This is a genomic window from Vibrio barjaei (assembly GCF_001639065.2).
In the GTDB taxonomy this organism is placed as follows: domain Bacteria; phylum Pseudomonadota; class Gammaproteobacteria; order Enterobacterales; family Vibrionaceae; genus Vibrio; species Vibrio barjaei.
Genome location: NZ_LQXO02000009.1, coordinates 140,424 through 165,389, shown reverse-complemented (window position 1 = coordinate 165,389; position 24,966 = coordinate 140,424). Strand labels below are relative to the sequence as shown.

Genomic DNA, 24,966 nt, shown 5'->3' with positions numbered 1-24,966 from the left:
ACTTAAGTGACTCTCTACAGGTTTAAGATAAACCTAAGAAATGATTCACTACAGTGAAGTAAATCCACATCCCCGAAATATCAACAATCGATGCCAGTACTGGGCTCACCAGTACTGCTGGATCCAGCTTGAAGACTCGAGCAATAATAGGCAGTACACCACCCAGTGTTGTTGATACCGTTACCTGAATAAACAGCGCGACTGCAATGGCCATGGCAATTAAATGGATATCAAAGCCACCCGCTGAGTTCACATCACCAAAGACGAGAATTCGGCCAACCATAACTAAAGCAACCGCAGCAGCAAGACAGACTGCGACTCGGCTTTCTTTCCAAAGTACCTCTAGCCACTGACGCTTTCTTAGCTCTCCAGTTGCTAGAGCACGAATTACCAATGTCGCAGCTTGGGTACCTGTATTACCACCAGCAGCGGCTATTACAGGCATATAGACCGCTAACAGCACTAGCTGGCTAAGCGTATCTTCGTATTGAGCAATAATAAGACCCGAGACAATCCCTAACAGTGCCAACGTAATGATCCAACCAATGCGTTGCTTTACGTGTTCCATAACACCTGTTGTCAGATAACCACCAGTGGTCTCTGCTTCAGAGTGAATCAGTCCCAATTGGTGAGCAAAATGTCTGGCTCGTCTATCATGGCCTTGTAAGTCGAGTTGTTCGATTAAATATTGCACCTGCCCTAAAGCACAGTGTTGCAGCACGCCAACGGCTTCGTCTATTGGCATCACGGTCAATAGATTCAATTGCTGTGCTGTGTCGTATTTCAAAAATGCTTGAGTTGCCGCACTGATTTCTTCTTCTGAAAACAGTGGCGTACTCTCAATATAAGTATTGTTCATTACCGTCATGGCGAATCTCCCGATTAGCGTTGGTAACGACCATCAAACGTCAAAATAATAGCCTTACACGTGAATGTGCAGACGTCTCAACGAAATAGCAAAAAGGAGAAAAATAACGATAAGTTATTAAAAGGAAAGGAGCCCTACCTCGAAGGTAGGCACGAAGATCGCAATTACCGACGAGTTGTTACTTTTCTCCCTTGATACTAGGAGGATGGTCGGTATTGTTCATAGTTATCTCCGAAAAAACTATCGATTCGATAGCGGCGCTAGGATACCAAAATTCGTCAATGAGTAAAGGTGATTATCTTCGTTGAAACGATTTTTTACCTTTCGTAATCTTTACGCAATGATTTATAAAGCTGCCTTAGTAATATCAATACTTAATAAAAAACGCCGCATCATGATGCGGCGTTTTCATGTTAATCAACCTGCTTGATTTGCAGCTCTCTAGGAACTTCAAAGAACATGTTTTCTTCTCTGCCTAACACTTCTTCAACGTCATCAGCACCCAAGTCTTTAATTTTATCAATGATCTGATTCACGAGTTCTTCAGGAGCTGAAGCGCCCGCGGTTACGCCCACTAACCCCTTACTTTCAAACCAAGACGCCTCAATCAAGTCAGGAGTGTCGGTCAGATAAGCCGGTGTTCCTAGCTTTTCTGCAAGTTCTTTAAGACGAGTGGAGTTCGATGAGTTTGTTGAACCAACAACAACCATCACATCCACGGCTTGTGCTAGCTCTCGGACTGCATCTTGACGGTTTTGTGTTGCATAGCAAATATCATCTTTGCGAGGCCCTTGAATCTCAGGGAACACTTCACGCAACTTTTCAATCACATCGGCTGTTTCATCCACAGATAAGGTCGTTTGGCTTACATAATGAAGGTTGGTTGGATCGTTTACCTTAAGCGTAAGAACATCTTCTGGTCGCTCAACAAGGTACATTCCGCCGGTCTCACTAGAGTATTGACCCATAGTGCCTTCCACTTCTGGATGACCAGCATGGCCAATAAGAACAACTTCCATGTTTTTACGACTGGCGCGTGCTACTTCCATATGAACTTTCGTTACCAGAGGACACGTCGCATCAAACACGGTGAGAGCACGTTGCTTAGCTTCTTTACGAACCGCTTGGGAAACTCCATGAGCAGAAAATATCACTATGTTGTCGTCTGGCACTTCGCTGAGTTCTTCCACGAAGATTGCACCGCGCTGTTTTAGACCTTCTACCACAAATCGGTTGTGAACCACTTCATGACGAACATAAATTGGCGGCTGATACATTTCTAAAGCACGCTCCACAATACTGATCGCTCTGTCTACGCCGGCGCAAAAGCCTCGTGGGTTTGCTAACTTGATTTTCATTTCATTACTCATTGATCAACCGCTTCTACTTACTCTGCTTATCTCTGCTGACTATTCTACTTCAAGAATTTCCACTTCAAATGTCACGTCTTGTCCGGCCAACGGGTGATTAAAATCAACCGTTACAGAATCACCTGCAATATCGGTAATAATACCTGGAATTTCCATACCATCAGGACCAGAGAAGGCCATTATTGTACCGACTTCCACCTCAGAGTCACCCACAAACTTCGCTCTGTCCATATGATGAATATTGTCTGGATTCGGCATACCAAAAGCGTCTTCTGCTTTCAACTCGATAGCTTTGTTCTCGTTCACTGATAAACCGATCAGGCAACTTTCAAAGTTCTCACTTAAACTTCCGTCACCAATAATAAATTTAGCGGGCTTGCCCATATTATGGGTGCTATCTGCGACTGAGCCATCCTTCAATTTAATGGTGAAATGTAGAGTGACCGCACTATCTTGGGAAATTTTACTCACGTTACTGCTTCCTTTGCTTTCAAAGAGTCTTAGTATTGCTCTTTGTTATTTGTCGTTTCGTTATCGCTATTGTTATATAAAAAAGCGCCGTGCATATCAACGCACAGCGCTTAAGGTTATTGGCAATTATTACTTCGCCTCTTTGTTGCGAAAGCTATCGATGATAATCATACCGGCACCGATACAGATAGCCATATCAGCTAAATTGAAAGCTGGCCAATGGTATGTTCCCCAGTAAAAGTCCAGGTAATCAACAACAAAACCATGTACAACACGGTCAAACACATTACCAACCGCCCCGCCAATGATCATGGCATACGCAATATTGTTCCACTTTTCTTTCGCTGGGAGCTTGCTCATCCAATAAGTTAATAGCCCCGTAACAATAAACGCAATACCGGTGAACAACCAACGCTGCCATCCCGCTTGTTCGCTTAGAAAGCTAAACGCAGCGCCATAGTTGTGAACGTACAGTAAATTGAAAAATGGCAGGATTTCAATGCGATTTGCCCAGCCATATCCCATATTGTCCATAACAACCAGCTTGATGCTAATGTCGGCAATAAAAATGACAATAGCCAACCAAAGCCAGCGCACACCCGATTGCTTAAAGGTAATTGTTGTTTCGCTCATTCCAATCCTTAAATTGTCATGCTTAAACAAGCATAAGAAAAGTACTAGCTAAAAGTAGCCCCAGTAAAAACTGGGGCTGTCATATTCGTTAAAAGTTCCGTTGGCTTACTGTCAATTAAGCAAACTTACGAACTTCACCTTCACCTGCGATGTTCGAAACACAGCGACCACAAATCTTCTCGTGACCTTCGATCGTGCCTACATCTGCAGTGTGGTGCCAGCAACGGTCACATTTCTCGTTTTCCGTTGCGTCAACCTCAACAAACAAACCTTCAACTTCCGTCTCTTTCGCTGCGTCAGTTTTCTCTGACAGCGGCTTAACTGCAGCTGCTGAAGTAAGAAGTACAAAACGAAGCTCATCTTCAAGCTTGTTGATAGTTGCCGTCAGTGTATCGTCTGCGTAAAGCGTGACTTCTGCTTGTAGTGCACCACCGATGATTTTTTCTGCACGTGCAGATTCAAGTTGCTTGTTTACCGCGTTACGAACTGACTGGATTTCAGTCCAGAATTCGTTGCTTAGCGCTTCGCCTTCCGCAAGACCGAATAGGCCATCGAACCACTCACCTGCAAACACAAACTTGTCACGTTGACCCGGCATTTCATTCCAGATTTCGTCTGCTGTGAACGACATGATTGGCGCCATCCAACGAACTAGTGCTTCTACGATATAGTAAAGCGCAGTTTGACAGCTACGCTGTGCGTGACCACCAAGCTTCGCTGTATATTGACGGTCTTTGATCACGTCAAGATAGAAAGAGCCCATCTCGATAGAGCAGAACTGCATTAAACGTTGTGTTACGGCGTGTGTGTTGTACTCACCGTAAGCTTTCACAATCTCATCTTGTGCAGCTAGCGCACGACCAACCGCCCAGCGGTCAAGTGCTACCATTTCATCAGCAGGAACAAGATCCGTTTCTGGGTTGAAGCCATTTAGGTTCGCTAGGAAGAAACGAGCCGTGTTGCGAATACGACGATAAGCATCAGCAGAGCGCTTAAGGATTTCATCAGAAACCGCTACTTCACCAGTGTAGTCTGTTGAAGCTACCCACAGACGAAGGATATCTGCGCCCAATTTGTTGGTAACATCTTTTGGAGCTACAACGTTGCCGATAGATTTCGACATCTTACGGCCGTGACCATCAACCACAAAGCCATGAGTCAGCACTTGCTTGTATGGTGCTTCGTCTTTCATCGCAATAGACGTAATTAGCGACGATTGGAACCAACCACGGTGTTGGTCAGAACCTTCTAGATATAGGTCAGCACTATTGCCGTTATACTCTTCACGTGCATCCACAACAGAGTAGTGTGTCACACCTGAGTCGAACCATACGTCTAGTGTATCAAGCACTTTCTCGTAGTTGTCGGCTTCATCACCTAATAGTTCAGCAGGCTCAACATCCCACCAAGCTTGAATGCCTTTTTGTTCAACAAGTTGAGCTACTTTTTCGATAAGCTCTAGCGAGTTCGGATGAAGCTCAGCTGTTTCTTTGTGAACAAACAACGCAATTGGCACACCCCATGTACGCTGACGAGAGATACACCACTCAGGGCGACCTTCAATCATACCTTCGATACGGCTTTGACCCCACTCAGGCATCCACTCAACACCTTTAATTGACTCTAGTGCTTTAGCACGCAGGCCAGCTTGGTCCATCGATACGAACCATTGTGGGGTTGCACGGAAGATGATTGGCGTTTTATGACGCCAGCAGTGTGGGTAGCTGTGCTCGTAAGCGTGGTGATGCAGTAGTGCACCTTTTTCTTTAAGTACTTCTACAACGGCATCGTTAGCTTTAAATACATGCTGACCAGCAAATAGCTCAGTGTCAGGCAGATAAACACCGTTAGAACCGACAGGATTCGCTACTTCCAGACCATATTTTTGGCCTACTGCAAAGTCTTCTTGACCGTGACCTGGTGCTGTATGCACTACACCAGTACCAGAATCGGTAGTAACGTGATCACCAAGGATCGCTGGTACTGTAAAGTCATAGAATGGGTGGTTGAACTGAGATAACTCAAGATCTGCACCTTTCGCAAAACCTAGGTTATGGAAGTGCTCAATACCTGCACGATCCATTACATCTTTTGCTAACTCAGACGCAACGATAATACGCTCAGGGTTGTCGCCCTCTGTCTGAATCAAGACGTACTCTAGGTCATCACGTAGACATACTGCGCGGTTTGCTGGCAGAGTCCAAGGTGTTGTTGTCCAGATGATGATTGAGATATCACCTTGACCTTCATGACCTTCATTCAATGAGAATTTAGAGATAAGTGCGCTTTCATCAGCCGCTTTAAAACGTACATCGATAGAAGGAGAGACTTTATCTTTATATTCTACTTCAGCTTCAGCCAATGCACTGCCACAGTCTGTACACCAGTGAACAGGCTTGAAGCCTTTTAACAGGTGACCTTTATCGGCAATTTTACCAAGCGCGCGAATGATGTTCGCTTCAGTATCAAAGTCCATTGTGCGATAAGGCTTATCCCACTCACCAAGAATACCTAGGCGTTTGAAGCTCTCTTTTTGACCTTCAACTTGGCCTTCTGCATAAGTACGACACTTTTCGCGGAACTCAGCAGCCGTTACCTTCTGGCCAGGTTTGCCAACTTTCTTTTCTACCATTAATTCAATTGGTAGACCGTGGCAATCCCAACCAGGAATATAAGGGGCGTCAAAACCTGAAAGTGTTTTGGATTTAATAATAATGTCTTTAAGAATCTTATTTAGTGCGTGACCAATGTGAATGTCACCGTTCGCGTATGGAGGTCCATCGTGCAGCACGAAGGATTTTTTGCCTTTCTTAGCTTTACGGATCTCACCGTAAAGATCTTCTTTATACCAACGCTTAAGCATTTCTGGCTCACGATTTGCCAGATTGCCGCGCATAGGAAACCCTGTTTCAGGTAGGTTCAGGGTATCTTTATACTCACTCATCGATTCTTAATTCCGTTGTATTGGGCGAAAGTTAGACATTATGTTAACGGTGGAATCTTCCGCTAACCCTTAAACTGACGTAGCCACACCCTTGCTACATCAGCATCCAATTCTATTTGCTGCTTAAGCAGCTCAAGTGACTCGAACTTTTTCTCATCACGAATTTTATGCAATAAAGCGACTTCAATTTGCTTACCATAAAGGTTGCCTTCAAAGTCGAAAATATGCACTTCTAAATCTGGGGTTATCCCTGCTACTGTTGGCTTTTTACCAACATTGGCAATGCCGGGTAACGGTTGACTATCAACCCCATAGACCTGCACAGCGTAAACACCACGCACAGGTGACACATAACGTTTCAACGAAATGTTAGCGGTTGGAAAACCAAAATCACGCGCCAATTTTTGACCGTGAGCCACTCTCCCAGACAGCGTATAATGACGCCCCAACATTTCTGCACTCTCATCAAGATGATCACTTGCTAGTGCCTGGCGAATCGCCGTACTGCTCACACGAGTGTCTTCTACACAGAAACTAGCGGTATTCACCACCTCAAAACCGAACTCTTCACCGGCTTTTTTGAGCATATCGAAGTTGCCTTCACGCCCTTTGCCAAAGCGAAAATCATCGCCGATAACAAGGAACTTAACACCCAACTTATTCACCAACAAGTCTTTGATAAAAGACTCCGGCGACATGCAGGCAAAGCGGCGGTTAAAGTTAACGCACAACAAACGATCCAAGTGCATTGCTTCAAGCAATTCAAACTTATCACGAAGGCGAGTCAGTCTAGCCGGTGCTTTATCTTTAGCAAACAATTCCATCGGTTGCGGTTCAAAAGTCATTACTACAGCAGGCAAACCTAAAAGCAGTGCTTTCTTCTTTACCTGTTCGAGTACACGTTGGTGCCCCAAATGCACACCATCGAAGTTTCCGATGGTTAACACACAGCCATGGTGCTGATTTTTTAGGTTATGTATGCCTCGAATGAGTTCCATGAAACGACTAAACCACCTGCTTAATGAAATAATACTAGTGTGAAACCGACGGATTATAACCAATCATTGTTAATCTGTCGCTGCTTTTAGATCTCGAGCTCGAACTCCAAGAACAAATAGGCTCACTAGATAACTCACAGCGCCAATCAAAATCAATCCGATCAACGTATATACACGCTCTGTTAAGCCCCAAGTCAGCCATTGCTGCATATCTTGTAGTTGCCAACAAAGCACTAGCACCATAGCAACGGCCGCCACCACTAAACGTGCCACAAAACCAATAGTCTGGCGGCTAATCTGGTAAACACGTTGTAGGTGTAGCCCTCGGTATAACAACGCCATATTGATAAATGCCGACAACGCGGTCGCCATCGCCAATCCAACATAACCATAGAAGTAAGCAAAAATGGCATTGAAGACCATATTAGACACCATGGCTACAATGCCATATTTCACGGGTGTTTTGGTATCCTGACGCGAGTAGTAACCTGGAGCCAGCACCTTAATCAACATAAAGTTAAGCAGGCCAGATGCGTAAGCTAGCAGTGACAATGACGCTTGATGAACATCGTGAGGGGTAAACTCACCGCGCATAAACAGGACCATCAGCATCGGTTTGGCTAACACCATCAGCCCTAACATGGCAGGAAGACCTAACAGGATAACCATTCGAACTCCCCAATCCATCGTGCTAGCAAACCCTTCACTATGCGCATCTACATGTTTGCGTGACAACGCAGGAAGAATAACCGTCGCTATGGCAATTCCAAACAAGCCTAGAGGGAACTCGAGTAGTCTATCGGAGTAGTAAAGCCAGCTAATTGAGCCCGTGGCAAGAAAGCTAGCAATAAAGGTGTCAAAAAGCAGGTTAATTTGACTAACTGACACACCAAATAATGCTGGAATCATCAAGGTTCGGATTTTCACTACGCCAGGATCGCGCCAACCCCACTTAGGTTTTACCAATACGCCCTCTTTTATTAAGAAAGGCAATTGAAAAGCAAACTGGACAAAACCACCTAAGAAGACACCAATGGCTAAGCCAATTTCCGGCTGGGCAAGGTTTGGTGAAATAAACCACGCACAGAGGATAATCATGACGTTCAGAAAGACGGGGGTAAAAGAAGATACTGCAAACTTACCTAAGGTATTGAGAATAGCCCCAGATAACGCCACAAAAGTGATGAACCATAAGTAAGGAAAGGTGATTTTAAGCATCAGACTGGCCAGCTCAAACTTAGGCGCAGCAGGCCCATCGTTTAGCCAATCTAAGAACCAACCGAAACCAAATAATGCAGTGACCACACTTGACCCTATCACACCTAATAAGGTCACTATCGTCACAATGACGCCTAAGGTACCTGACGCTTTCGCTATTAAATCACGAGTTTTATCTTTATCGCCTGATGCGTGATACTCCGTTAACACCGGAACAAATGCTTGGGAAAAAGCACCTTCAGCAAACAGGCGACGTAGAAAATTAGGAATCTTATTCGCAAAGAAAAAAACATCTGCGCTTGCACCTGCCCCCATAAGGTTGGCAACTACAACGTCTCGTACTAGTCCCAATACACGAGACACCAACGTCATAGCACTCACAATCATGCCTGACTTAAGAAGGCGTTTACTCACAATAACCTCTGAATTACCTAGCCAATGCCTGCTATTTATCGGATTCAATAGCGTTTGTTATTGAAGAGAGGATTAGTATTAGCATTGGTCGAAAAATACTGTTAGAATCCCCGCCATCTTAACCGCGATAGCCCACAGATATCAAAAGTTGTTTTGTATCGTCGGGTTTTTGCACAAATCATTTGACAATTAAGCGCAAATGAGGGATATTCCTCGCCCTTAAATTGTCACCGAACTAAGTTTTTGGGAGTTAGACCCTTGGCAAACAGTAAATCTGCTAAGAAGCGCGCTATCCAAGCTGAGAAACGTCGTCAGCACAACGCTAGCCGTCGCTCTATGATGCGCACTTACATGAAGAAAACAATCGCAGCTATCGCAGCTGGCGATAAAGAAGCAGCAACTTCAGCATTTGCAGAAGTTACTCCAATCCTTGACCGCATGGCGACTAAAGGCCTTATTCATAAGAATAAAGCAGCTCGTCACAAGGCACGCTTCTCTGCTGCAATCAAAGCTCTATAATTTAGACTTTGTATTGTGTTAAAAAAACCGGCTGATGCCGGTTTTTTTGTATCTGTAAATCACACTATTCTGAGCTGCAATAAAGGCCGTGTAATAGTTCAATCAACTGTCGAACTTCTTTACTACTTAATGTGTAGTAGACCGTTTGCGCTTCTTTTCTCGTCGACACTAAGCCATCTCGACGCAACCATGCCAAATGTTGTGACAGTGCTGACTGACTGAGCTCTAATCGAGTACACAATTCCCCTACTGATAACTCTGTATTGTGGAGCATGCACAGAATTTGCAGGCGTCTCTCATTTGCCATCGCCTTAAGGAGAACTACCGCTTGTGATGCGTTTTTTTCCATCTCCTGCAAGTTCATACTTTACCTCTATGTTTTATCCGTCTTTATTTACCTTTTTATCACTTGGATGCTAACCATCTTTCTCGCAATAAATCCATAAATCTCATCACATTTTACATGGATAAAAATGTTGTTAGTAGCGCTTTGTTTAAAATAGTGTATTTCTCTTTACTAATTTGTTACCTAACGCCAATCTTAGAACGCTAGCAAATCGGTGAAATCTGCTTCACAGACACTCTTTACCGCCGGATGTTGAATCATTCGCTCTGCAAAAATAACGTAATACTCTTCTTTCAAATCTTCAATATCGCCAATTAGTTGAAGGTGGCGCTTATCTCTCATCTCTGACATATAAATACTTGGAGCAAGAAAGATGACATCCTCTTTATACATAGAGAAGGCTTTCATCAACGCAACATCATCAAATTCACCAAGAATATTAGGTTGAATACCCTGTTGATCAAACCACTGCAGTACTTTACGTCCCATTGAGGTACGACTACCGGGTATCAGCAAACGTCTTTGTTCAAGAATCTCAGGGAAACTCACATTATCGATATAGCCCGACGTAAAGAAACTCATGCGGCTTTCACCTAACTTCTTACTAAACAAACCAGGACTTTGACTTGAGTCCACAGGACAGTCCGATAGGATCATGTCTAGCTTATGCTGAGCCAATTGCTCCAGCAACATTTCGTGAGTGGATTCAAAACAGCGTAGATGAATACTGTTATCTGGCGGGATAGTGGTCATCAATATTTTACTGACCAGGCGTTTAGAAAGAGCATCCGCCACACCAACATCGAACAGTACATTCGAACGCTGGCTATAGTTTACGATATCCAACATTTCGTAGCTTAAACCAAACATGCGGTCAGCATACTTATATACCAACTGCCCTAACTCAGTTGGCTCAACGCTACGCCCATTTCGCTTAGTGAGCTTGCCATCCATTCTCTCTTCTAGCGCTTTAATCTGCCCTGTTACTGTTTGAGGCGTTAAAAATAACGCATCAGCGGCTTTCGTAACCGAGCCTTGTTTGCAGACCATCCAGAAATAATAGAGGTGATTATAGTTAAGGTGTGACATGCGATATCGCCTAAAATGAGTGTGTTTCATTTATAGCAAAATCTTCCCTATGCGACAATATTCGATAAAACTTACGTTACAATTAAAATACAATGGAATTTCCGAACATTTAATTGTCACATTCGCCACCTCACTGTCATATAAGCATCATAACCCTCGCTCTAAATCGAATTTATTCATTGATGACGGCAAATTAATCTCTTTTTCTCTAAAATAAAATAATCAATTAAAATCAATAACTTGTGAAATTTTTAAGCACCAAAAAGTACAAAAACCAAGCAAACATCGCAGTTAATTAACACAGAAATAGAAACGTCATATTTCTGTAATATTTGAGATCTAATATCGCCTCAGATTCAACAACAGGCCAACTTACGAATTACACGGCCAAATGGAGAAAACTATGATGAACCAAGCAACAACAGCTGCGACTCCAATGTCGAATACGACGCGTTGGTTACGCTGGGCTAACTTGGCGTTCATGCTTTATTTATTGCTACTTGCTGTTTCAATGGTGGGTAGTGGCTTTAAAATGGCAACAGGTGAACATGCAAAAGTACTATTTGAATTTGCCTCACACCCTGTAGCTGGATTAATGATTGGCCTAGTTGCTACTGCACTAATTCAGTCTTCTAGTACCGTCACTTCGATTATTGTTGGTTTGGTTGCTGGTGGTTTACCTGTAACGACAGCCATCCCTATGATCATGGGTGCAAACATTGGTACTACGGTTACCAATACACTAGTAAGTTTGGGTCACGTTCGTTGTAACACTGAGTTTAAACGTGCTTTTGCAAGTGCAACGATCCATGACTTCTTTAACTTGTTAGCCGTTGCTATCTTCCTTCCATTGGAGATGATGTTTGGCATTCTAGACAAAATCTCTAGCTGGCTTGTATCACCAATGCTAGCAACAGGTGACATGAGCATGAAAGGCCTGAACTTCATCAAGCCAATCACCAAGCCTGTTGTAAGTGCGATTCAGGAGCCATTAAGCTCATTCGGCAGCGTAACAGGTGGCGTACTACTGATTGTTCTTGGTATTGCAACTATCTTCGTGGCGATTACTGTTATGGGTAAGCTAATGAAGAGCCTGATGGTTGGCCGTGCACGTGAAATTTTGAAAAACGCTATTGGTCGTGGTCCGCTACATGGTATCGCATCAGGTTCTATCGTTACGATTCTTGTGCAATCTTCGTCAACAACGACCAGCCTTATGGTGCCTCTCGTTGGCTCAGGTGCGCTGAAAGTTCGCGATGTGTACCCATTTACACTAGGTGCTAATATCGGTACGTGTATTACTGGCTTACTGGCAGCGACAGCAGTTTCTGGAGAATACGCAGTGTTCGCATTGCAAATCGCGCTGGTGCACCTGGTATTTAATATCATGGCAACTGTCTTTATCTTCGGTATTCCGTTCTTGAGAGAACTGCCAGTGAAAGGTGCAGACTATATCTCAGACATGGCTATTAAGAACAAAGCCGTCGTCGCCGGTTACCTTGCTTCTATCTTTGTTGTTATTCCAGGCACTATTCTAGCGCTAACAGCATAGACACTAAGTAGCCGGACACTAAGCTCTACTGAAAAGGCCCAGCTACATTTAGCTGGGCCTTTTACTATCTAGAAATCACCGTAGTCATAATCAAAGTCATCATAGTGCTCGATCAAATCGGCGTCGTCGATATCATCCCAGTAATAATAGCGGTCGTAATAGTAGTTATAATATGGGTCACCAACATAATAAGTTTTAATGCGTTTATCTTCAGTCCAAAGATAGTAGTTTGAAGCTTTTAATACCGGAACCTTTAGCTCCTGCTGCCCAACCGTAATTGAAGCCATGCCTTCTATAACGCCAACAAATGTCATTGATTTACCTTGAGTAAACACCTTAGGGTCTAAAAACCTATCGACATTGACGACAAATCGTTGGCTGCCCTGCTGAGTCTCATCAGGACGACCTTTTGAGTCCAATGCAAATTGACTAATTTGTAGCTCACTGGAGTTAGGGGTTGAACTGGTCACATTTGCAATCACTCCCCCCCATCTAGCAGGCTGACCGACATACGGTGTCGCCTCTTTTACTGCTTGATTAAACTCAACCAATAATTTCTCATCAGCAACTTTGATTTGGTTAGGTGCACTGCTGCATCCTATTATTATAAGACTCAACGCCATCACTAGTAATCGCATGCTCCCTCCCTACACAATTCTTTTAGCTTAAGTATGAGTGACTTATTTACTACCTTGCAAGTAGCTTCTAACTCCCTACCTTAATTTATTAACGATACTATCAGTGACGAAAATCCATTTACTTCTGTCAATCACTCTCAACAATAAACACACTCGAAACTAACCAAGGTTTGACGAGATGTTACTTATAATAACCAATTCAATCACTTAGGCTAGTAGGCGAATTCATTAATCGAGAAAAAAACCATGAAACTCAAGCTCTTTGCCCTAGCTCTAATCTTATCTTCACCGAGTTATGCCTATTACTGTGATCAAACCGCTGAAGGCGCTATTGATGGTGCAGTCGACGGGGCTATTACTGGTGCAGTCGTTGGCGGTATTGTAGATGGTGGGTCTGGTGCCGCTGCTGGAGCAGCAATTGGTGGCGGTGCGGGTGCGGTTGCAGGAACCGTTGACGGTGCATACGATGAAGGTGCCTGTGAAGTAGCGACAGAGGTTGTCGTAGAAGAAGAAATAGTCGAAGAGGAAATTATCGAGGATGCCTATTACGACTAAGCATTGCCATTGAGGACATAACGGATAGGACAGAGTAACATTCCCCTTGTTACTCCCCTTTTGATAGTCCCATCGATAGACTGACCTAAATGTAATCTACAAAAAGGTCAGTCATGCAGAAAATTGCCTTAGTCACCGGTGCTTATCAGGGCATCGGCTTAGCCACCTCTGAGTTATTAATGGAACAAGGCTTTCATGTCATCATGGCCGACATTCAATCCTGCTCAGCATTAGTTAATAATTTTCGTCAGAAAGGCTATACCGCCTCCCACCTTAAATTGGACCTCGCCATGTCATCGATCTTTCCTGCGGTGGCTAACAAGATCGAAGAGCAATTTGGTCGCCTTGATGTACTCGTTAATAATGCAGCTATCTTAGTCGATCTTGGTAGACACCCTTCTCTTATTGATGAAGATACCTACCGCCGAGTGATTGAGGTCAACCAGATTGGTCCTTTCTTACTGACTCGTGCGCTAACGCCACTACTCAAAAAATCCTCACAAGCCAGAATAGTCAATGTCTCCAGTCAAGCTGGGCAACTTGCTCAACTTTCTGACATGGCCTCACCGATTAAAGACGATGTATGCGCAGCCTATCAATCCTCAAAGATTGGTGTGAATGCCAACACAGTATTATTCGCAAAAGAGCTAGAGCCATTTGGAATTAAAGTAAACTCTTACTGTCCTGGATGGGTTGATTCAGGGATGAATTTGGATGAGCTGCCTGATTATGGTGAACATATTCGATTAAAGTCCCCCAAAGAGGGCGCAGATACCGCCATTTGGTTAGCAACGCTAGATGCGGATGGACCAACAGCGGGATTCTTTAGTGAAAGAGAGAAAATTAACTGGTAGTTCTCGTTAAAAAAATAAGGCCGAGCAATGCTCGGCCTTATTGTCAGACAGAAAATGGATATCGAATAGGCTCGTGGCACTCGTAACCTTCTACTTCAAAGTCATCAAGTGTCACCCAGGTTTCTAAGTCTTCAAGAGTCTTAATCTTTGGGTTAATACGGAACGTCGGAGCCGCCAGTGGTTCACGTTTTAGCTGAACATCTCGCATCAACTCCAATTGGTCTTCATAAATATGCGCATTCACGATCTTGTGAAATGCTTGCCCCGGCTTTTTACCGGTAATCTGAGCCATAATCGCTAGAAACACATAGACTTGAACCATGTTGAAGTTTAAACCAAGCGGAACGTCACACGAACGTTGCGTACTATTCAAATACAGCGTATCACCCAACAGCGAAAAGTGATGACTGTACATGCATGGGCGTAAGCACCCCATATGAAACTCACCTGGATTGTAGAAGTTTAGGATCTCACCACGATCATCGATCCCTTTGCTTAAGTCATCCACAATCTTACGAAGTTGGTCTATATGACCACCATCTGGCTTAGCCCATGCGCGACCCTGCACACCATAGACACGGCCCATATCATCTTCACCTTTGCGGTAAGGATTGTTCAACCACGCTTCATTTAAGTTCGCGTTAGCGTCCCATGTTTTGGTTCCTAACTTGCGAAAGTCTTCCGCGTTATCGTAGCCACGAATATATCCCAATAGCTCAGCTACGGCTGCTTTCCAGAAGCTCTTTCTTGTAGTAACTAGAGGAAATGCGTTGTTGGCGACATCATAGGTCAGATCTGCGTTGATTACGGTTAAACAACGTTTACCCGTACGCTCATTTTCAATCCAAACGCCTTCGTCAACGATTCGCTGACATAAGTCTAAATACTGCTTCACGACAATTCCTATTACTTTGATACTTTTTGTAGTTTCGGTCCGTTGACTTTGTATGCCCATGCAATCATTAGTGCACCAAGAATAATCATTGGTGAAGACAAGATTTGGCCCATAGAAATAAAGCCACCAAACAGTCCTAATTGTGCATCCGGTTCACGTACGAACTCGACCAAGAATCTAAATGTACCATAACCAAGAAGGAATAAACCTGATACAGCCCCTTCCGGGCGAGGTTTCTTGATAAACCAATTCAAAATTAAGAACAGTACAACACCCTCTAAGGCGAATTCGTACAGTTGAGATGGGTGACGCGGTAAAGGTCCGCCATTAGGGAAGATGATCGCCCATGGCACATCGGTCACTCGTCCCCAAAGTTCACTGTTCATAAAGTTACCTAGACGTCCCATACCTAGACCAAAAGGAACAAGAGGCGCGATGAAGTCTGCGACATTAAAAAACGTACGTCCGTTCTTTCTGCCATACCAGAACATAGCGGTAATGACACCTAACAATCCACCATGGAACGACATACCGCCGGTCCATACTTTGAACAAGTAGAGCGGGTCACGCAGCAGTTCATCAAAACCATAAAATAGGACGTATCCTATCCGGCCACCTAGCACCACCCCTAAGAAACCTGCAAACAACAGATCAGACACTTGCTCTCGTGTCCATCCTGAATTTGGCTTGTCGGCTCTACGATTAGCTAACCACATCGCGAATGCAAAGCCGACAAGATACATCAAGCCGTACCAACGAATAGAAATGGGACCTAATTCAACGAGAACTGGGTCGATATTAGGAAACTGGATATATCCCTGAGACATAAAACGCTCACTTATCAGGTTTGAATATTGAGATTAAAACATCATTGAAAATGCAACGAATAATAAGAAGACTGCAAAAATCTTCTTTAGTTTCGGTGTTGGCATAGTTGTCGCCAATTTTGCACCAAATTTCGTTGTTAACATTGAAGTGGCAGCAATGGATAGCAAAGCCGGCAAGTAGACATAGCCGATACTGTATTCCGGTAGCCCTTGTGCTTTAGCACCATGCATAATAAAGCCAATCATACCTGCGATCGCGATCACGCAACCACATACTGACGAAGAGCCTACCGCTTTTCTCATCTCAACGCCATGTTTACTAAGAAAAGGAACCGACATTGAACCGCCGCCAATTCCCGCTAAGCTCGATACCATACCGATTCCCGCACCACAACATGTTGTGATAAAAGGACTAGGAAGATTACGCGTCGCTTGCGATTTGATGGACAAAAACATCTGAATCGCCAGTAGCAGTACAATGACAGCAAATACCTTCGGTAGATAGTGAGAAGGAATCCACTCTGCGACATTGGATCCCGCAAATCCGCCAATCACCACGCCAGGCATAAGCCATTTAATAACAAACAGATCAACGTTACCCAGTTTAAGATGGTTAAGTGCCGAAGAGCCTGACGTAACAATGATAGAGGCTAAAGAGGTAGCCAGCGCAATATGCATAACCATATCACTCGCGATACCAAATTTAGGTAGGATGAAGGCCAGCGCTGGGACAACAATAAGTCCCCCGCCAATGCCGAGCAATCCGGACATGGTGCCGACTACTGCGCCAAGGCACAGTAGTAATAAGATCAATTCGTAGTTCACATGTATTCCAAAAGGGTTGGTTTAAGACTTACCTGCACGGATGAAGCCAGCTAGTCCTTTATCCTCAAAGTAATCACGCATTTGATTATAAATGGTTTCGCCATACGGTTGCATCAATGCTTTGTCAGCAAGTAACTTAAGTTCCTGCTGTGAAGTTTGTCTGAGCAAGTACTTCACTTTCGCGACGTTAGACGTGTTCATGCTTAAAGTATCGTAACCAAGCCCCACCAGCAGCAGAGCACCAATAGGGTCACCCGCCAACTCACCACAAATGCAAACAGGAAGATGATACGACCGACACGTTTCAAAAATATGTTTCATCGCCGCCAACACCGAAGGATGCAGGGTTTCGTAAATATCAGCCACCTGAGCATTGTTGCGATCTACGGCTAATAAATATTGCGTTAAGTCGTTAGTTCCAACCGAAACAAAATCAACCTTCTGTGCCATAAATGGTAAGAGGTACAACATAGAAGGTACTTCGATCATAACGCCAATTTCCGGGCGTTTTACCTTCGGATGTTCTGCGGATACTTCTTGATAAGCTTGTTCAATAAGCGCTGTCGCGCCATCAAGTTCTTGTACCGACGACACCATAGGTAAAAGAATGCTTAAGTTATCTAACCCCTCGCTCGCACGAAGCATAGCACGCAACTGAATCAAGAAAATATCAGGATGATCGAGAGTAAAGCGGATGCCTCGCCAACCTAAGAAAGGATTGTCTTCATCAATGGGCAGATAAGGCAATGGCTTGTCTCCGCCGATATCGAGCGTACGCATCACCACTCGTTTAGTTGGATAAGCACCGAGCACCGAACGATACTGATGCACCTGTTCTTCTTCCGAAGGGAACTGTTGCTGAAGCAAGAAGGAAATTTCGGTTCGATATAGCCCCACACCATCAACATTCTTATTCAAAGAAATACTGGTATCCGCGCTAAGTCCAGCATTCAGCATAATTTGAATGCGTTTACCGTCATTTGTACTTGCTTCAAGATCAACGGTTTGTTCAACCATTCGAGACAGCTCTGTCTCTTCAGTCACTAACTCTTGGTATTCAAGCAGTAATTCATTGCTAGGGTCAGGGAAAATCTCACCGCTATAACCATCAACGATACCAACCTTGCCACTTAAGCGCTCAGGGTTAGTGTTCACTCCCATAACAGCAGGAATTCCCATCGCTCGGGATAAGATAGCCGCATGAGAATTCGCCGCCCCCTCAAGAGACACCACAGCTAGTAGCTGTTCTTTGGGTACTGAAGCGAGAATGGACGCAGTAAGTTCACGTACAACAAGAATAACGGGCTCGTTGAACTCATGAATAGGCTGCTCAGTATTGTGTAAGAAAAACAGCAAACGCTGGCCCAGCTCTTTGACATCTTGAGCACGCTCGCGCATGTATACATCAGACATCTTGGCAAAACGATTCGCATAACTTTCTACTACTTGGCGCAAAGCCCAGTCTGCTCGATCGCCTTTTTGTATCTGCGCTTTTAAATCATTGCGCAGCATAGGATCGTTGAGCAAGTGAGTGAACAGATCAAATATTGCTAGTGCATCTTTATTTAATTCAAGGTCCAACTTCTTACGCATGCGCTTAAAGTCAGCCAATGCATTTTCGATGGCGACCGATAATGTTTCGTGTTCACGCGCAATATCTAACGCGGAAGCTGGAAATACATTGTTTAAGTCAGGTTGAGTGTTATCCCACCAGATTGGGCCGATAGCGACCCCTGATGACGCCCCAATCCCTTTAATCACCGCCGTTTTATTATCGTCAAAGAAACCATGACCCTGTGCTGTTGCATGCGCTATCAAAACCGCTATCTGAGCTGCGAGTGTGACTAAGAAAGACTCTTCCATCTCGCTAAACTGACGCGACGTTTTTTGCTGGATAACCAAAACGCCAAGGACTTGTTTACGATGAATAATCGGTGTACCGAGGAAAGAGTGGTAGATATCTTCACCAAGTTCTGGGAAGAATTTAAATGCGGGATGTTTGGCAGCTTCTGCCAAGTTAATCGGTTCGGCGGTTCGTTTTACGAGGCCGACTAGGCCTTCGTTAAAATTGATATGGATAGTGTCGCCTTTGAAGGTCAGGCCCTGTGTCGCCATTAACTCCAAACGCTGTTTATCGTTATTTGCCAAATAAATTGTGCAGCATTCAGTATGCATAGCTGCACAAGTTTGTTGAACAAGAATTTCGAGGGCGGCGTGCACATCTTCAACCTTTGAAACGTGCTCAACTATATCCCTTAGTTGCGATAGCATACTTACCCTCTTCGATGCTTTCTCTTGCCTTTAAATTTACGTTCCTTAAACGGCATTGCCAATGATGCAAACTCTTTCATCGCACGTCGATACACATCCCGTTTAAAAGAAACCACTTGCCTGACTGGATACCAATAACTAACCCAGCGCCAACCATCAAATTCAGGGGTATTACCACGCTGCATGTTGATCTTAGATTCATCACAATCTAAACGCAGTAAAAACCATTTCTGTTTTTGCCCAATACAGACTGGCTTCGAATCCCAGCGCACTAATCGCTTAGGTAACTTATATCTCAGCCAATGGCGACTAACTGCAACGATTTTGACGTCGTTCTTGGTTAATCCCACCTCTTCATAAAGTTCTCGATACATGGCTTGCTCAGGGGATTCACCATCGTCAATACCGCCCTGAGGAAACTGCCATGAATGTTGTCCGTATCGCTTAGCCCAGAAGACCTGACCATGGTTGTTACAAATCACAATACCAACATTAAGTCGGTAACCATCGCCATCTATCACTGGCCAACCTCAATTAAATTTTCATTACCCTGATTTTTCCACATATCCCCAAGTTGAGCAAACTTAGTCGCCCGTAAATTTGAACAATTACCATTAAATGCTGCCATACTGGATAAGTTTCGCGCAAAGCCTTAGTTATCAACACAACAATGAGACCCAGCCCACATTTATTCACCTTTTCTGTGAATAACCATGTGAAGAATCTATGATCTTTACGTCTTTTTGGTTCTTTTTCTACCAAGCCAGATTTTTTCAAGATCGAAGCGATAATATTAAGCCTATAATTTTCATAAAGTTAAAATAAAACCAATCAAGTAAAAGCCTCTGATTTACTACAAATAAATACACACACTCAGATCGGTCAAAGATCAACCTATGGCTATTTTATCCACACTGAAACTGTCGAGTTTCAAACAAACCTCGATTTATCAAGTGTTAATCCGCCTTAAAACACTGATTATTCATACAGCACATGCTAAATTCAACTTGGAGAATAAATTTTCTGTGGATAAGTCATGAATAGATCAAATCTCAAACAGACTGATCTTTTTTTATACCGATAAATTCTTCATCGCCATGATAGAATAGGTAGCTCCCTATTGGGCCAAAATTAACCTACAACGTATTTATGAAACCAACCCCAACCTCCGAAACAGAACTATTACAACGCGCTCGTGATATCGCAGGATTAACATTTGGCGAACTCGCTGCTCAGGCAGGCATGTGTGTACCAGATAATCTTAAGCGCGATAAAGGTTGGGTAGGACAACTACTTGAGTGGCACTTAGGTGCAAAGGCAGGTAGTAAGCCTGTTCAAGACTTCCCCAACATTGGCATTGAGCTCAAAAGCCTTCCGATTAGCCATACCGGCAAACCTTTGGAATCAACTTTCGTTTGTGTTGCACCGCTTACCGGCATTCATGGAGTGACGTGGGAAACTAGCCATATACGCAATAAACTGTCTCGTGTCCTTTGGCTGCCAGTAGAGGGCGAACGAGAGATCCCCGTTGCAGAGCGACATGTTGGCTCTCCATTAATCTGGAGCCCATCTCCAGAAGAAGAGACCATGTTGAAAAATGATTGGGAAGAATTGATGGAGCTTATTTCATTAGGTCAAGTCAATCAGATCACGGCCCACACTGGCGAGGTGTTACAAATTCGCCCTAAAGCTGCCAACAGCCGCGTGAAAACGGAAGCTTATGGTACATCAGGACAAAAAATACGTACCCTACCCCGAGGTTTCTACCTCAGAGCACGCTTCACTGCTCATATACTTGAACAGTACTTTGTCTAAACAGAAAATTTTCGAACCAGTTAATGAAGTTTTAGTTCGATATCACAATAGCGATTCATTTCTGTACTGCCACATTCATCGTAAGCGTTATGCAATCTAAGGTACGCTTTTTCGATACCTAGTCGATGCAACTCCTCTTTCACCGAGTCCAACGACTCAAAATGAATTGGCTCATCATCTTGTTTAATTGGTTCTAATTTATGTTTGTATTCCACTGCTAACAGATAGTGTGAAATATCAGCACAACCAATCACAAAAACTTTGGGTTGTTTATAAGTGTCTTTGTGATACCCATGTAGCCAACGATCGAGCTGATGTTTTTGCATATTCCACCCCCTTACTTTTTTTGTGGATAATGCGTTACTGATAAAAGTCAGTTTAGTAAAAATAATCACATTGGGTACTAAACAAGCAGATCTTTTACCAAAACGAGGTATAGTGGATAAAAACAACAACAAACAAGGAAGGCTCAATGAAATATCATAACCTCCCGCACTCTTCGCTAGAAATCAGCAAGATAGCTTTAGGGACAATGACGTTTGGTGAGCAAAACACCAAGCAGGAAGCATTCAGTCAGCTCGATTTTGCTCTAGAACGCGGTGTTAATTTTATTGATACTGCAGAGATGTATCCCGTTCCTCCAAGTGCTAAGACTCAAGGAAAAACTGAACAATATATTGGCGATTGGCTTTCGCATTCAGATAAAAGACAAAAAGTAGTGTTAGCGACTAAAGTCGCTGGACCGCGAAATATTCCTTATATCCGCGACAATATGAGTCTAGATAGACGCAATATACATTTGGCAGTAGACGATAGTTTAAGTCGTTTAAAAACCGATTATATCGATTTATACCAATTGCACTGGCCACAAAGAAAAACCAATTGTTTTGGACAGCTCAACTATCCTTATCCTGAAGGAAATGAAGAAGTTACACTAATCGAAACATTAGAGGCACTGAACGAACTCATCAAAGCTGGAAAAATACGCTACATCGGAGTCTCTAATGAAACACCTTGGGGAGTCATGACGCTACTTAAATTGGCCGAAAAACATGATCTGCCAAGAATTGTCTCGATCCAAAACCCTTATAACCTACTCAACCGTAGCTTTGAGGTCGGCCTTTCTGAAATTAGCCACCACGAAGGTGTAGAATTACTCGCATACTCACCACTCGCTTTTGGCTGTTTGAGCGGAAAATATCTTGATGGACAACGTCCAGAGGGAGCACGTTGCAGTCTATTTGAGCGATTTGTACGTTACTTTACTCCGCAGGGTATTGAAGCAACACAAGCTTATGTGAGCCTAGCTCGCGAGCATAACCTAGACCCTGCTCAGATGGCACTAGCCTTTGTTAACCAACGTCCATTTGTCGCTTCTAATATTATTGGTGCAACCAATCTTGAGCAGTTAGAAAGCAACATAAACAGCATCGACGTAGAACTCTCTGATGAACTCTTGAATGAACTTCAAGAAATAGGGGCTAAATATTCTAACCCATGCCCCTAAATAGGTTTTTCAAACAGTATGGGCAGGTCGCGATAAGCAACCTGCCCTTTTTTTACGTAGCTATTCTAGAGTGTAATTCTCGACGAAGGTGACGAGTTTTACGTTTCGCTACAATGTGAGGTGGAGCAACTTGACCAAGTGGACGGCCATGTTTATCCAAACCAATGTCCTTTAACAAGTGCTCATTGTGGAGTGGCAAGTGGTGTGCATTACGACGGTAGCGTCGTCTCCACTCACGCTCTTCTTTTTGGATGTCTGCTTTAATAAGCCAAGTTGCAACAGTTAAGTAAATTGAAGTACGCATAGTTTTCTCCTAGAAAATAATTTGAGGAGAGAAATAGCTGTCAGGATATAAGGAGAAATATTGTGATTCCTCAGTTGACTGCTATTTCCGCAGCCTCTTGAGGTTACGGACTAATTAAGCGTGTGCTGTATCGATTGACGGTTTATCCGCTGCCATTGCAGTAGATAGATCAGTCGCGATTCGATCCGCATGAGTAAAACGACCAGCACAAATATTGATAAAAGAAATACGATTCATCATTTTCTGTGCCTCCATACTCACTTAATAATCCGAAATAAATTTGAAAGGTTGAGCGTAGTGCTCAGGGGTAATTCTTATGCAAATCGATGATAATTTCAACAGACATGTAACAAGAAATGTAAAAACAAAGGAATATTTCAATATATTCCGTTGCAATAACTTATACCCAATGTATTGAACTGTAGAAGTAGCTTGTATTAGTGATTCGTTTTATTTCCAAATAAAACAACTAGATATTGTATGACTCTGTAATATTTAGATTCATATCACTTAATTAACAGTAATACGCAATTATCCCTACAGAAACTAAAAAAGGCGCGACCGCGCCTTTTTTAATCATGGAGAACGACTACACTGTCTCTTCTGTAATCAAATTATGTTTATTGAGTAAACGATACATCGTCGCTCTAGAAATGCCCAACTCTTTGGCAGCTAGTGTAACCTGTCCATTATGGCTATCTAGCACTAAGATCAACGCATCACGCTCAGAACGTTCTCGAATACTCTTCAAGCTGCGCTTACCAGAGAAAGTACCAGGCAGCTCAAAATGCTTTTTAGTCAGAACTTCTTCTTCCGTCATCAGCACCGCACGTTTCACCTGATTCATCAGCTCTTTCACATTTCCAGGCCAATGGTAATACGTCAGCGTTTTCAGAGCATCATCATCGATAGATTTGACTGGAGAATTAAACTCTTTAGCAAACTGACCGATATGGTGACTGACCAGCAAACCAATGTCCGTCGCACGCTCTTTAAGGCTTGGTACATTGATACGAAGTACATTGATGCAGTGGAATAGCTCTTCGTTGAACATGCCATCGCCTAAGGCTTTTTCAATATCTGATGTATCCGCTGCTAAAATACGCACATCAAACTCTTTGATGCCCTTAGCGGTCTCTATTTGGCCATCTTGATAGAACTTAAGCAGGTTAAGTTGCTGTTTAGGAGGTAAGGTAAAAATGTCGTTCAGAACAATGGTTCCGCCTGAGGCTTGATCTAAAAGCGATGCTCGGTCGGCATCATGCATGCCAAAGAATTCATTTTCAAAACGCGCGTCGGAAAATGCTCGGCAGTTGACGGCGATGAAGGGTTTTTGAGAACGTGCAGAGCAGCGATGAATGGCTTTAGCCACTGACTCCTTCCCTGCTCCAACTTCACCATGAATCATAATACTGACATCGGTGGGGCCGATACGTCTAATTTGATCACGCAACCGTCTCACTGGCAGTGACTGACCAACCAAACCAAGGTCGTTGTCATTTCCGTTATGGGGCCACACTTTTTGTTCCAGTTTTAGCATTCCTAACTGGTGACCTATCGTGCTCATTAAACGGGAATCTGGAATAGGCGTAGTGAAAAAATCAATACAGAAGTTAACTATAAATTGGCAAATAGTATCCGAACTCAGCTGCGATTCACGGATAAACGCAATCCAACGAACTTGCTTGTGTGTACTTACAAGTTTCGCAATGCCATTAAGGCTAAAATCATCCCTTGTTAAGTCTACAATCCCAATACAAGGACCTATCTCTGAAAACAAGGCATCGGCTTTTCTCAAGTCGGAACATTGCGTGCATCGCCACCCAGCTTGCTCCAATACAGATAGCCATGGCTCATAGGTTCCACCCACTACGACTAAAGAGCCGGGGATAGAATCCATCCGAAACTCGGTTCCCATTACATCATTCCTTATTATTGCTTTTAGATTCAACTTGTTAATTCTATTGAATTCGTCATAGCTATCAAATAGAACTATCGCAATTAACACAATCGCTACTGTCTCATAATTAAGACTAGTGCACGATTTATGACT

25 protein-coding genes are annotated in these 24,966 nt (G+C 43.5%); 6 read left to right on the top strand and 19 right to left on the bottom strand.

Annotated features, from left to right (window positions below):
• Positions 1–22 precede the first annotated feature (22 nt).
• The 7 genes from AWH66_RS05315 to murJ all read right to left on the bottom strand — a co-directional run bounded on the left by AWH66_RS05315 (position 23) and on the right by murJ (position 8,916).
• Entirely contained in the window at positions 23–868 is an 846-nt protein-coding gene (locus tag AWH66_RS05315; RefSeq protein WP_063605988.1) for a magnesium transporter, read from the bottom strand.
• A 413-nt stretch (positions 869–1,281) separates the two neighbouring features.
• The gene (ispH, locus tag AWH66_RS05310) at positions 1,282–2,238 is read right to left on the bottom strand and encodes a 4-hydroxy-3-methylbut-2-enyl diphosphate reductase (RefSeq protein ID WP_083399956.1); all 957 of its coding nucleotides are present in this window, start codon (positions 2,236–2,238) and stop codon (positions 1,282–1,284) included.
• 39 nt (positions 2,239–2,277) lie between these two features.
• On the bottom strand, positions 2,278–2,709 hold the full coding sequence (gene fkpB, locus AWH66_RS05305; RefSeq protein ID WP_038225509.1) for an FKBP-type peptidyl-prolyl cis-trans isomerase: 432 nt from the start codon (positions 2,707–2,709) through the stop codon (positions 2,278–2,280).
• 129 nt (positions 2,710–2,838) lie between these two features.
• Complete coding sequence (gene lspA, locus AWH66_RS05300; RefSeq protein WP_031493672.1) at positions 2,839–3,342, bottom strand: signal peptidase II; 504 nt, start codon at positions 3,340–3,342, stop codon at positions 2,839–2,841.
• A gap of 115 nt (positions 3,343–3,457) precedes the next feature.
• Positions 3,458–6,286, bottom strand: a complete 2,829-nt coding sequence (gene ileS, locus AWH66_RS05295) for an isoleucine--tRNA ligase (RefSeq protein WP_063605986.1) — start codon at positions 6,284–6,286, stop codon at positions 3,458–3,460.
• A 62-nt stretch (positions 6,287–6,348) separates the two neighbouring features.
• Complete coding sequence (gene ribF / locus AWH66_RS05290) at positions 6,349–7,284, bottom strand: bifunctional riboflavin kinase/FAD synthetase (RefSeq protein WP_063605985.1); 936 nt, start codon at positions 7,282–7,284, stop codon at positions 6,349–6,351.
• Between the two features lie 69 nt (positions 7,285–7,353).
• A complete protein-coding gene (murJ, locus tag AWH66_RS05285) occupies positions 7,354–8,916 on the bottom strand; it encodes a murein biosynthesis integral membrane protein MurJ (protein WP_063605984.1) in 1,563 nt (520 codons plus the stop codon).
• 258 nt (positions 8,917–9,174) lie between these two features.
• Here murJ and rpsT point away from each other — a divergent pair, with 258 nt between their 5' ends.
• On the top strand, positions 9,175–9,435 hold the full coding sequence (gene rpsT / locus AWH66_RS05280) for a 30S ribosomal protein S20 (RefSeq protein ID WP_031493675.1): 261 nt from the start codon (positions 9,175–9,177) through the stop codon (positions 9,433–9,435).
• Between the two features lie 64 nt (positions 9,436–9,499).
• On the opposite strand, the gene AWH66_RS05275 is transcribed toward rpsT, so the two are convergent.
• Positions 9,500–9,799 (bottom strand): ArsR/SmtB family transcription factor, encoded by a 300-nt coding sequence (locus AWH66_RS05275; protein ID WP_006075375.1) that lies wholly within the window; start codon positions 9,797–9,799, stop codon positions 9,500–9,502.
• 177 nt (positions 9,800–9,976) lie between these two features.
• Positions 9,977–10,870 carry a transcriptional activator NhaR gene (gene nhaR, locus AWH66_RS05270; protein ID WP_006075376.1) on the bottom strand — a complete coding sequence of 298 codons (894 nt, stop codon included), beginning with the start codon at positions 10,868–10,870 and terminating at the stop codon, positions 9,977–9,979.
• A gap of 406 nt (positions 10,871–11,276) precedes the next feature.
• On the opposite strand from nhaR, the gene AWH66_RS05265 reads away from it, so the two are divergent.
• Complete coding sequence (locus tag AWH66_RS05265; RefSeq protein ID WP_031493676.1) at positions 11,277–12,422, top strand: Na/Pi symporter; 1,146 nt, start codon at positions 11,277–11,279, stop codon at positions 12,420–12,422.
• 68 nt (positions 12,423–12,490) lie between these two features.
• On the opposite strand, the gene AWH66_RS05260 is transcribed toward AWH66_RS05265, so the two are convergent.
• Entirely contained in the window at positions 12,491–13,060 is a 570-nt protein-coding gene (locus tag AWH66_RS05260; protein WP_063605983.1) for a Slp family lipoprotein, read from the bottom strand.
• A 246-nt stretch (positions 13,061–13,306) separates the two neighbouring features.
• Here AWH66_RS05260 and AWH66_RS05255 point away from each other — a divergent pair, with 246 nt between their 5' ends.
• Together AWH66_RS05255 and AWH66_RS05250 are read left to right on the top strand one after the other, a co-directional pair.
• Positions 13,307–13,615 carry a hypothetical protein gene (locus AWH66_RS05255; protein WP_063605982.1) on the top strand — a complete coding sequence of 103 codons (309 nt, stop codon included), beginning with the start codon at positions 13,307–13,309 and terminating at the stop codon, positions 13,613–13,615.
• Positions 13,616–13,728: 113 nt separating this feature from the next.
• Complete coding sequence (locus AWH66_RS05250) at positions 13,729–14,469, top strand: SDR family NAD(P)-dependent oxidoreductase (protein WP_063605981.1); 741 nt, start codon at positions 13,729–13,731, stop codon at positions 14,467–14,469.
• Positions 14,470–14,512: 43 nt separating this feature from the next.
• Here AWH66_RS05250 and AWH66_RS05245 read toward each other — a convergent pair whose 3' ends face one another.
• From AWH66_RS05245 to rppH, 5 genes are read right to left on the bottom strand one after another with little or no spacing between them, the layout of a single operon-like run.
• A complete protein-coding gene (locus tag AWH66_RS05245; protein ID WP_006075639.1) occupies positions 14,513–15,364 on the bottom strand; it encodes a thymidylate synthase in 852 nt (283 codons plus the stop codon).
• Between the two features lie 11 nt (positions 15,365–15,375).
• Entirely contained in the window at positions 15,376–16,191 is an 816-nt protein-coding gene (gene lgt, locus AWH66_RS05240) for a prolipoprotein diacylglyceryl transferase (RefSeq protein ID WP_038225522.1), read from the bottom strand.
• A 33-nt stretch (positions 16,192–16,224) separates the two neighbouring features.
• The gene (locus tag AWH66_RS05235) at positions 16,225–17,016 is read right to left on the bottom strand and encodes a sulfite exporter TauE/SafE family protein (protein WP_063605980.1); all 792 of its coding nucleotides are present in this window, start codon (positions 17,014–17,016) and stop codon (positions 16,225–16,227) included.
• Positions 17,017–17,037: 21 nt separating this feature from the next.
• Complete coding sequence (gene ptsP, locus AWH66_RS05230) at positions 17,038–19,287, bottom strand: phosphoenolpyruvate--protein phosphotransferase (RefSeq protein ID WP_063605979.1); 2,250 nt, start codon at positions 19,285–19,287, stop codon at positions 17,038–17,040.
• Between the two features lie 2 nt (positions 19,288–19,289).
• Entirely contained in the window at positions 19,290–19,808 is a 519-nt protein-coding gene (gene rppH / locus AWH66_RS05225) for an RNA pyrophosphohydrolase (protein ID WP_038225527.1), read from the bottom strand.
• 628 nt (positions 19,809–20,436) lie between these two features.
• Between rppH and mutH the strand changes: the two genes are divergently transcribed.
• Complete coding sequence (gene mutH, locus AWH66_RS05220; protein ID WP_063605978.1) at positions 20,437–21,102, top strand: DNA mismatch repair endonuclease MutH; 666 nt, start codon at positions 20,437–20,439, stop codon at positions 21,100–21,102.
• Between the two features lie 20 nt (positions 21,103–21,122).
• Here mutH and AWH66_RS05215 read toward each other — a convergent pair whose 3' ends face one another.
• Positions 21,123–21,428, bottom strand: coding sequence for a DUF6482 family protein (locus tag AWH66_RS05215; protein WP_063605977.1), 306 nt, complete (start codon positions 21,426–21,428; stop codon positions 21,123–21,125).
• Positions 21,429–21,574: 146 nt separating this feature from the next.
• Between AWH66_RS05215 and AWH66_RS05210 the strand changes: the two genes are divergently transcribed.
• Positions 21,575–22,609, top strand: a complete 1,035-nt coding sequence (locus tag AWH66_RS05210; protein WP_063605976.1) for an NADP(H)-dependent aldo-keto reductase — start codon at positions 21,575–21,577, stop codon at positions 22,607–22,609.
• Positions 22,610–22,661: 52 nt separating this feature from the next.
• On the opposite strand, the gene AWH66_RS05205 is transcribed toward AWH66_RS05210, so the two are convergent.
• From AWH66_RS05205 to AWH66_RS05200, 3 genes are all read right to left on the bottom strand, one after another.
• On the bottom strand, positions 22,662–22,913 hold the full coding sequence (locus AWH66_RS05205) for a DUF1127 domain-containing protein (RefSeq protein ID WP_063605975.1): 252 nt from the start codon (positions 22,911–22,913) through the stop codon (positions 22,662–22,664).
• Between the two features lie 114 nt (positions 22,914–23,027).
• Positions 23,028–23,153: a hypothetical protein gene (locus AWH66_RS26205; protein WP_256200709.1), complete on the bottom strand. Its 126-nt coding sequence runs from the start codon at positions 23,151–23,153 to the stop codon at positions 23,028–23,030.
• A gap of 349 nt (positions 23,154–23,502) precedes the next feature.
• Positions 23,503–24,831: a sigma-54-dependent transcriptional regulator gene (locus tag AWH66_RS05200; protein ID WP_063605974.1), complete on the bottom strand. Its 1,329-nt coding sequence runs from the start codon at positions 24,829–24,831 to the stop codon at positions 23,503–23,505.
• Positions 24,832–24,966: the final 135 nt, after the last annotated feature.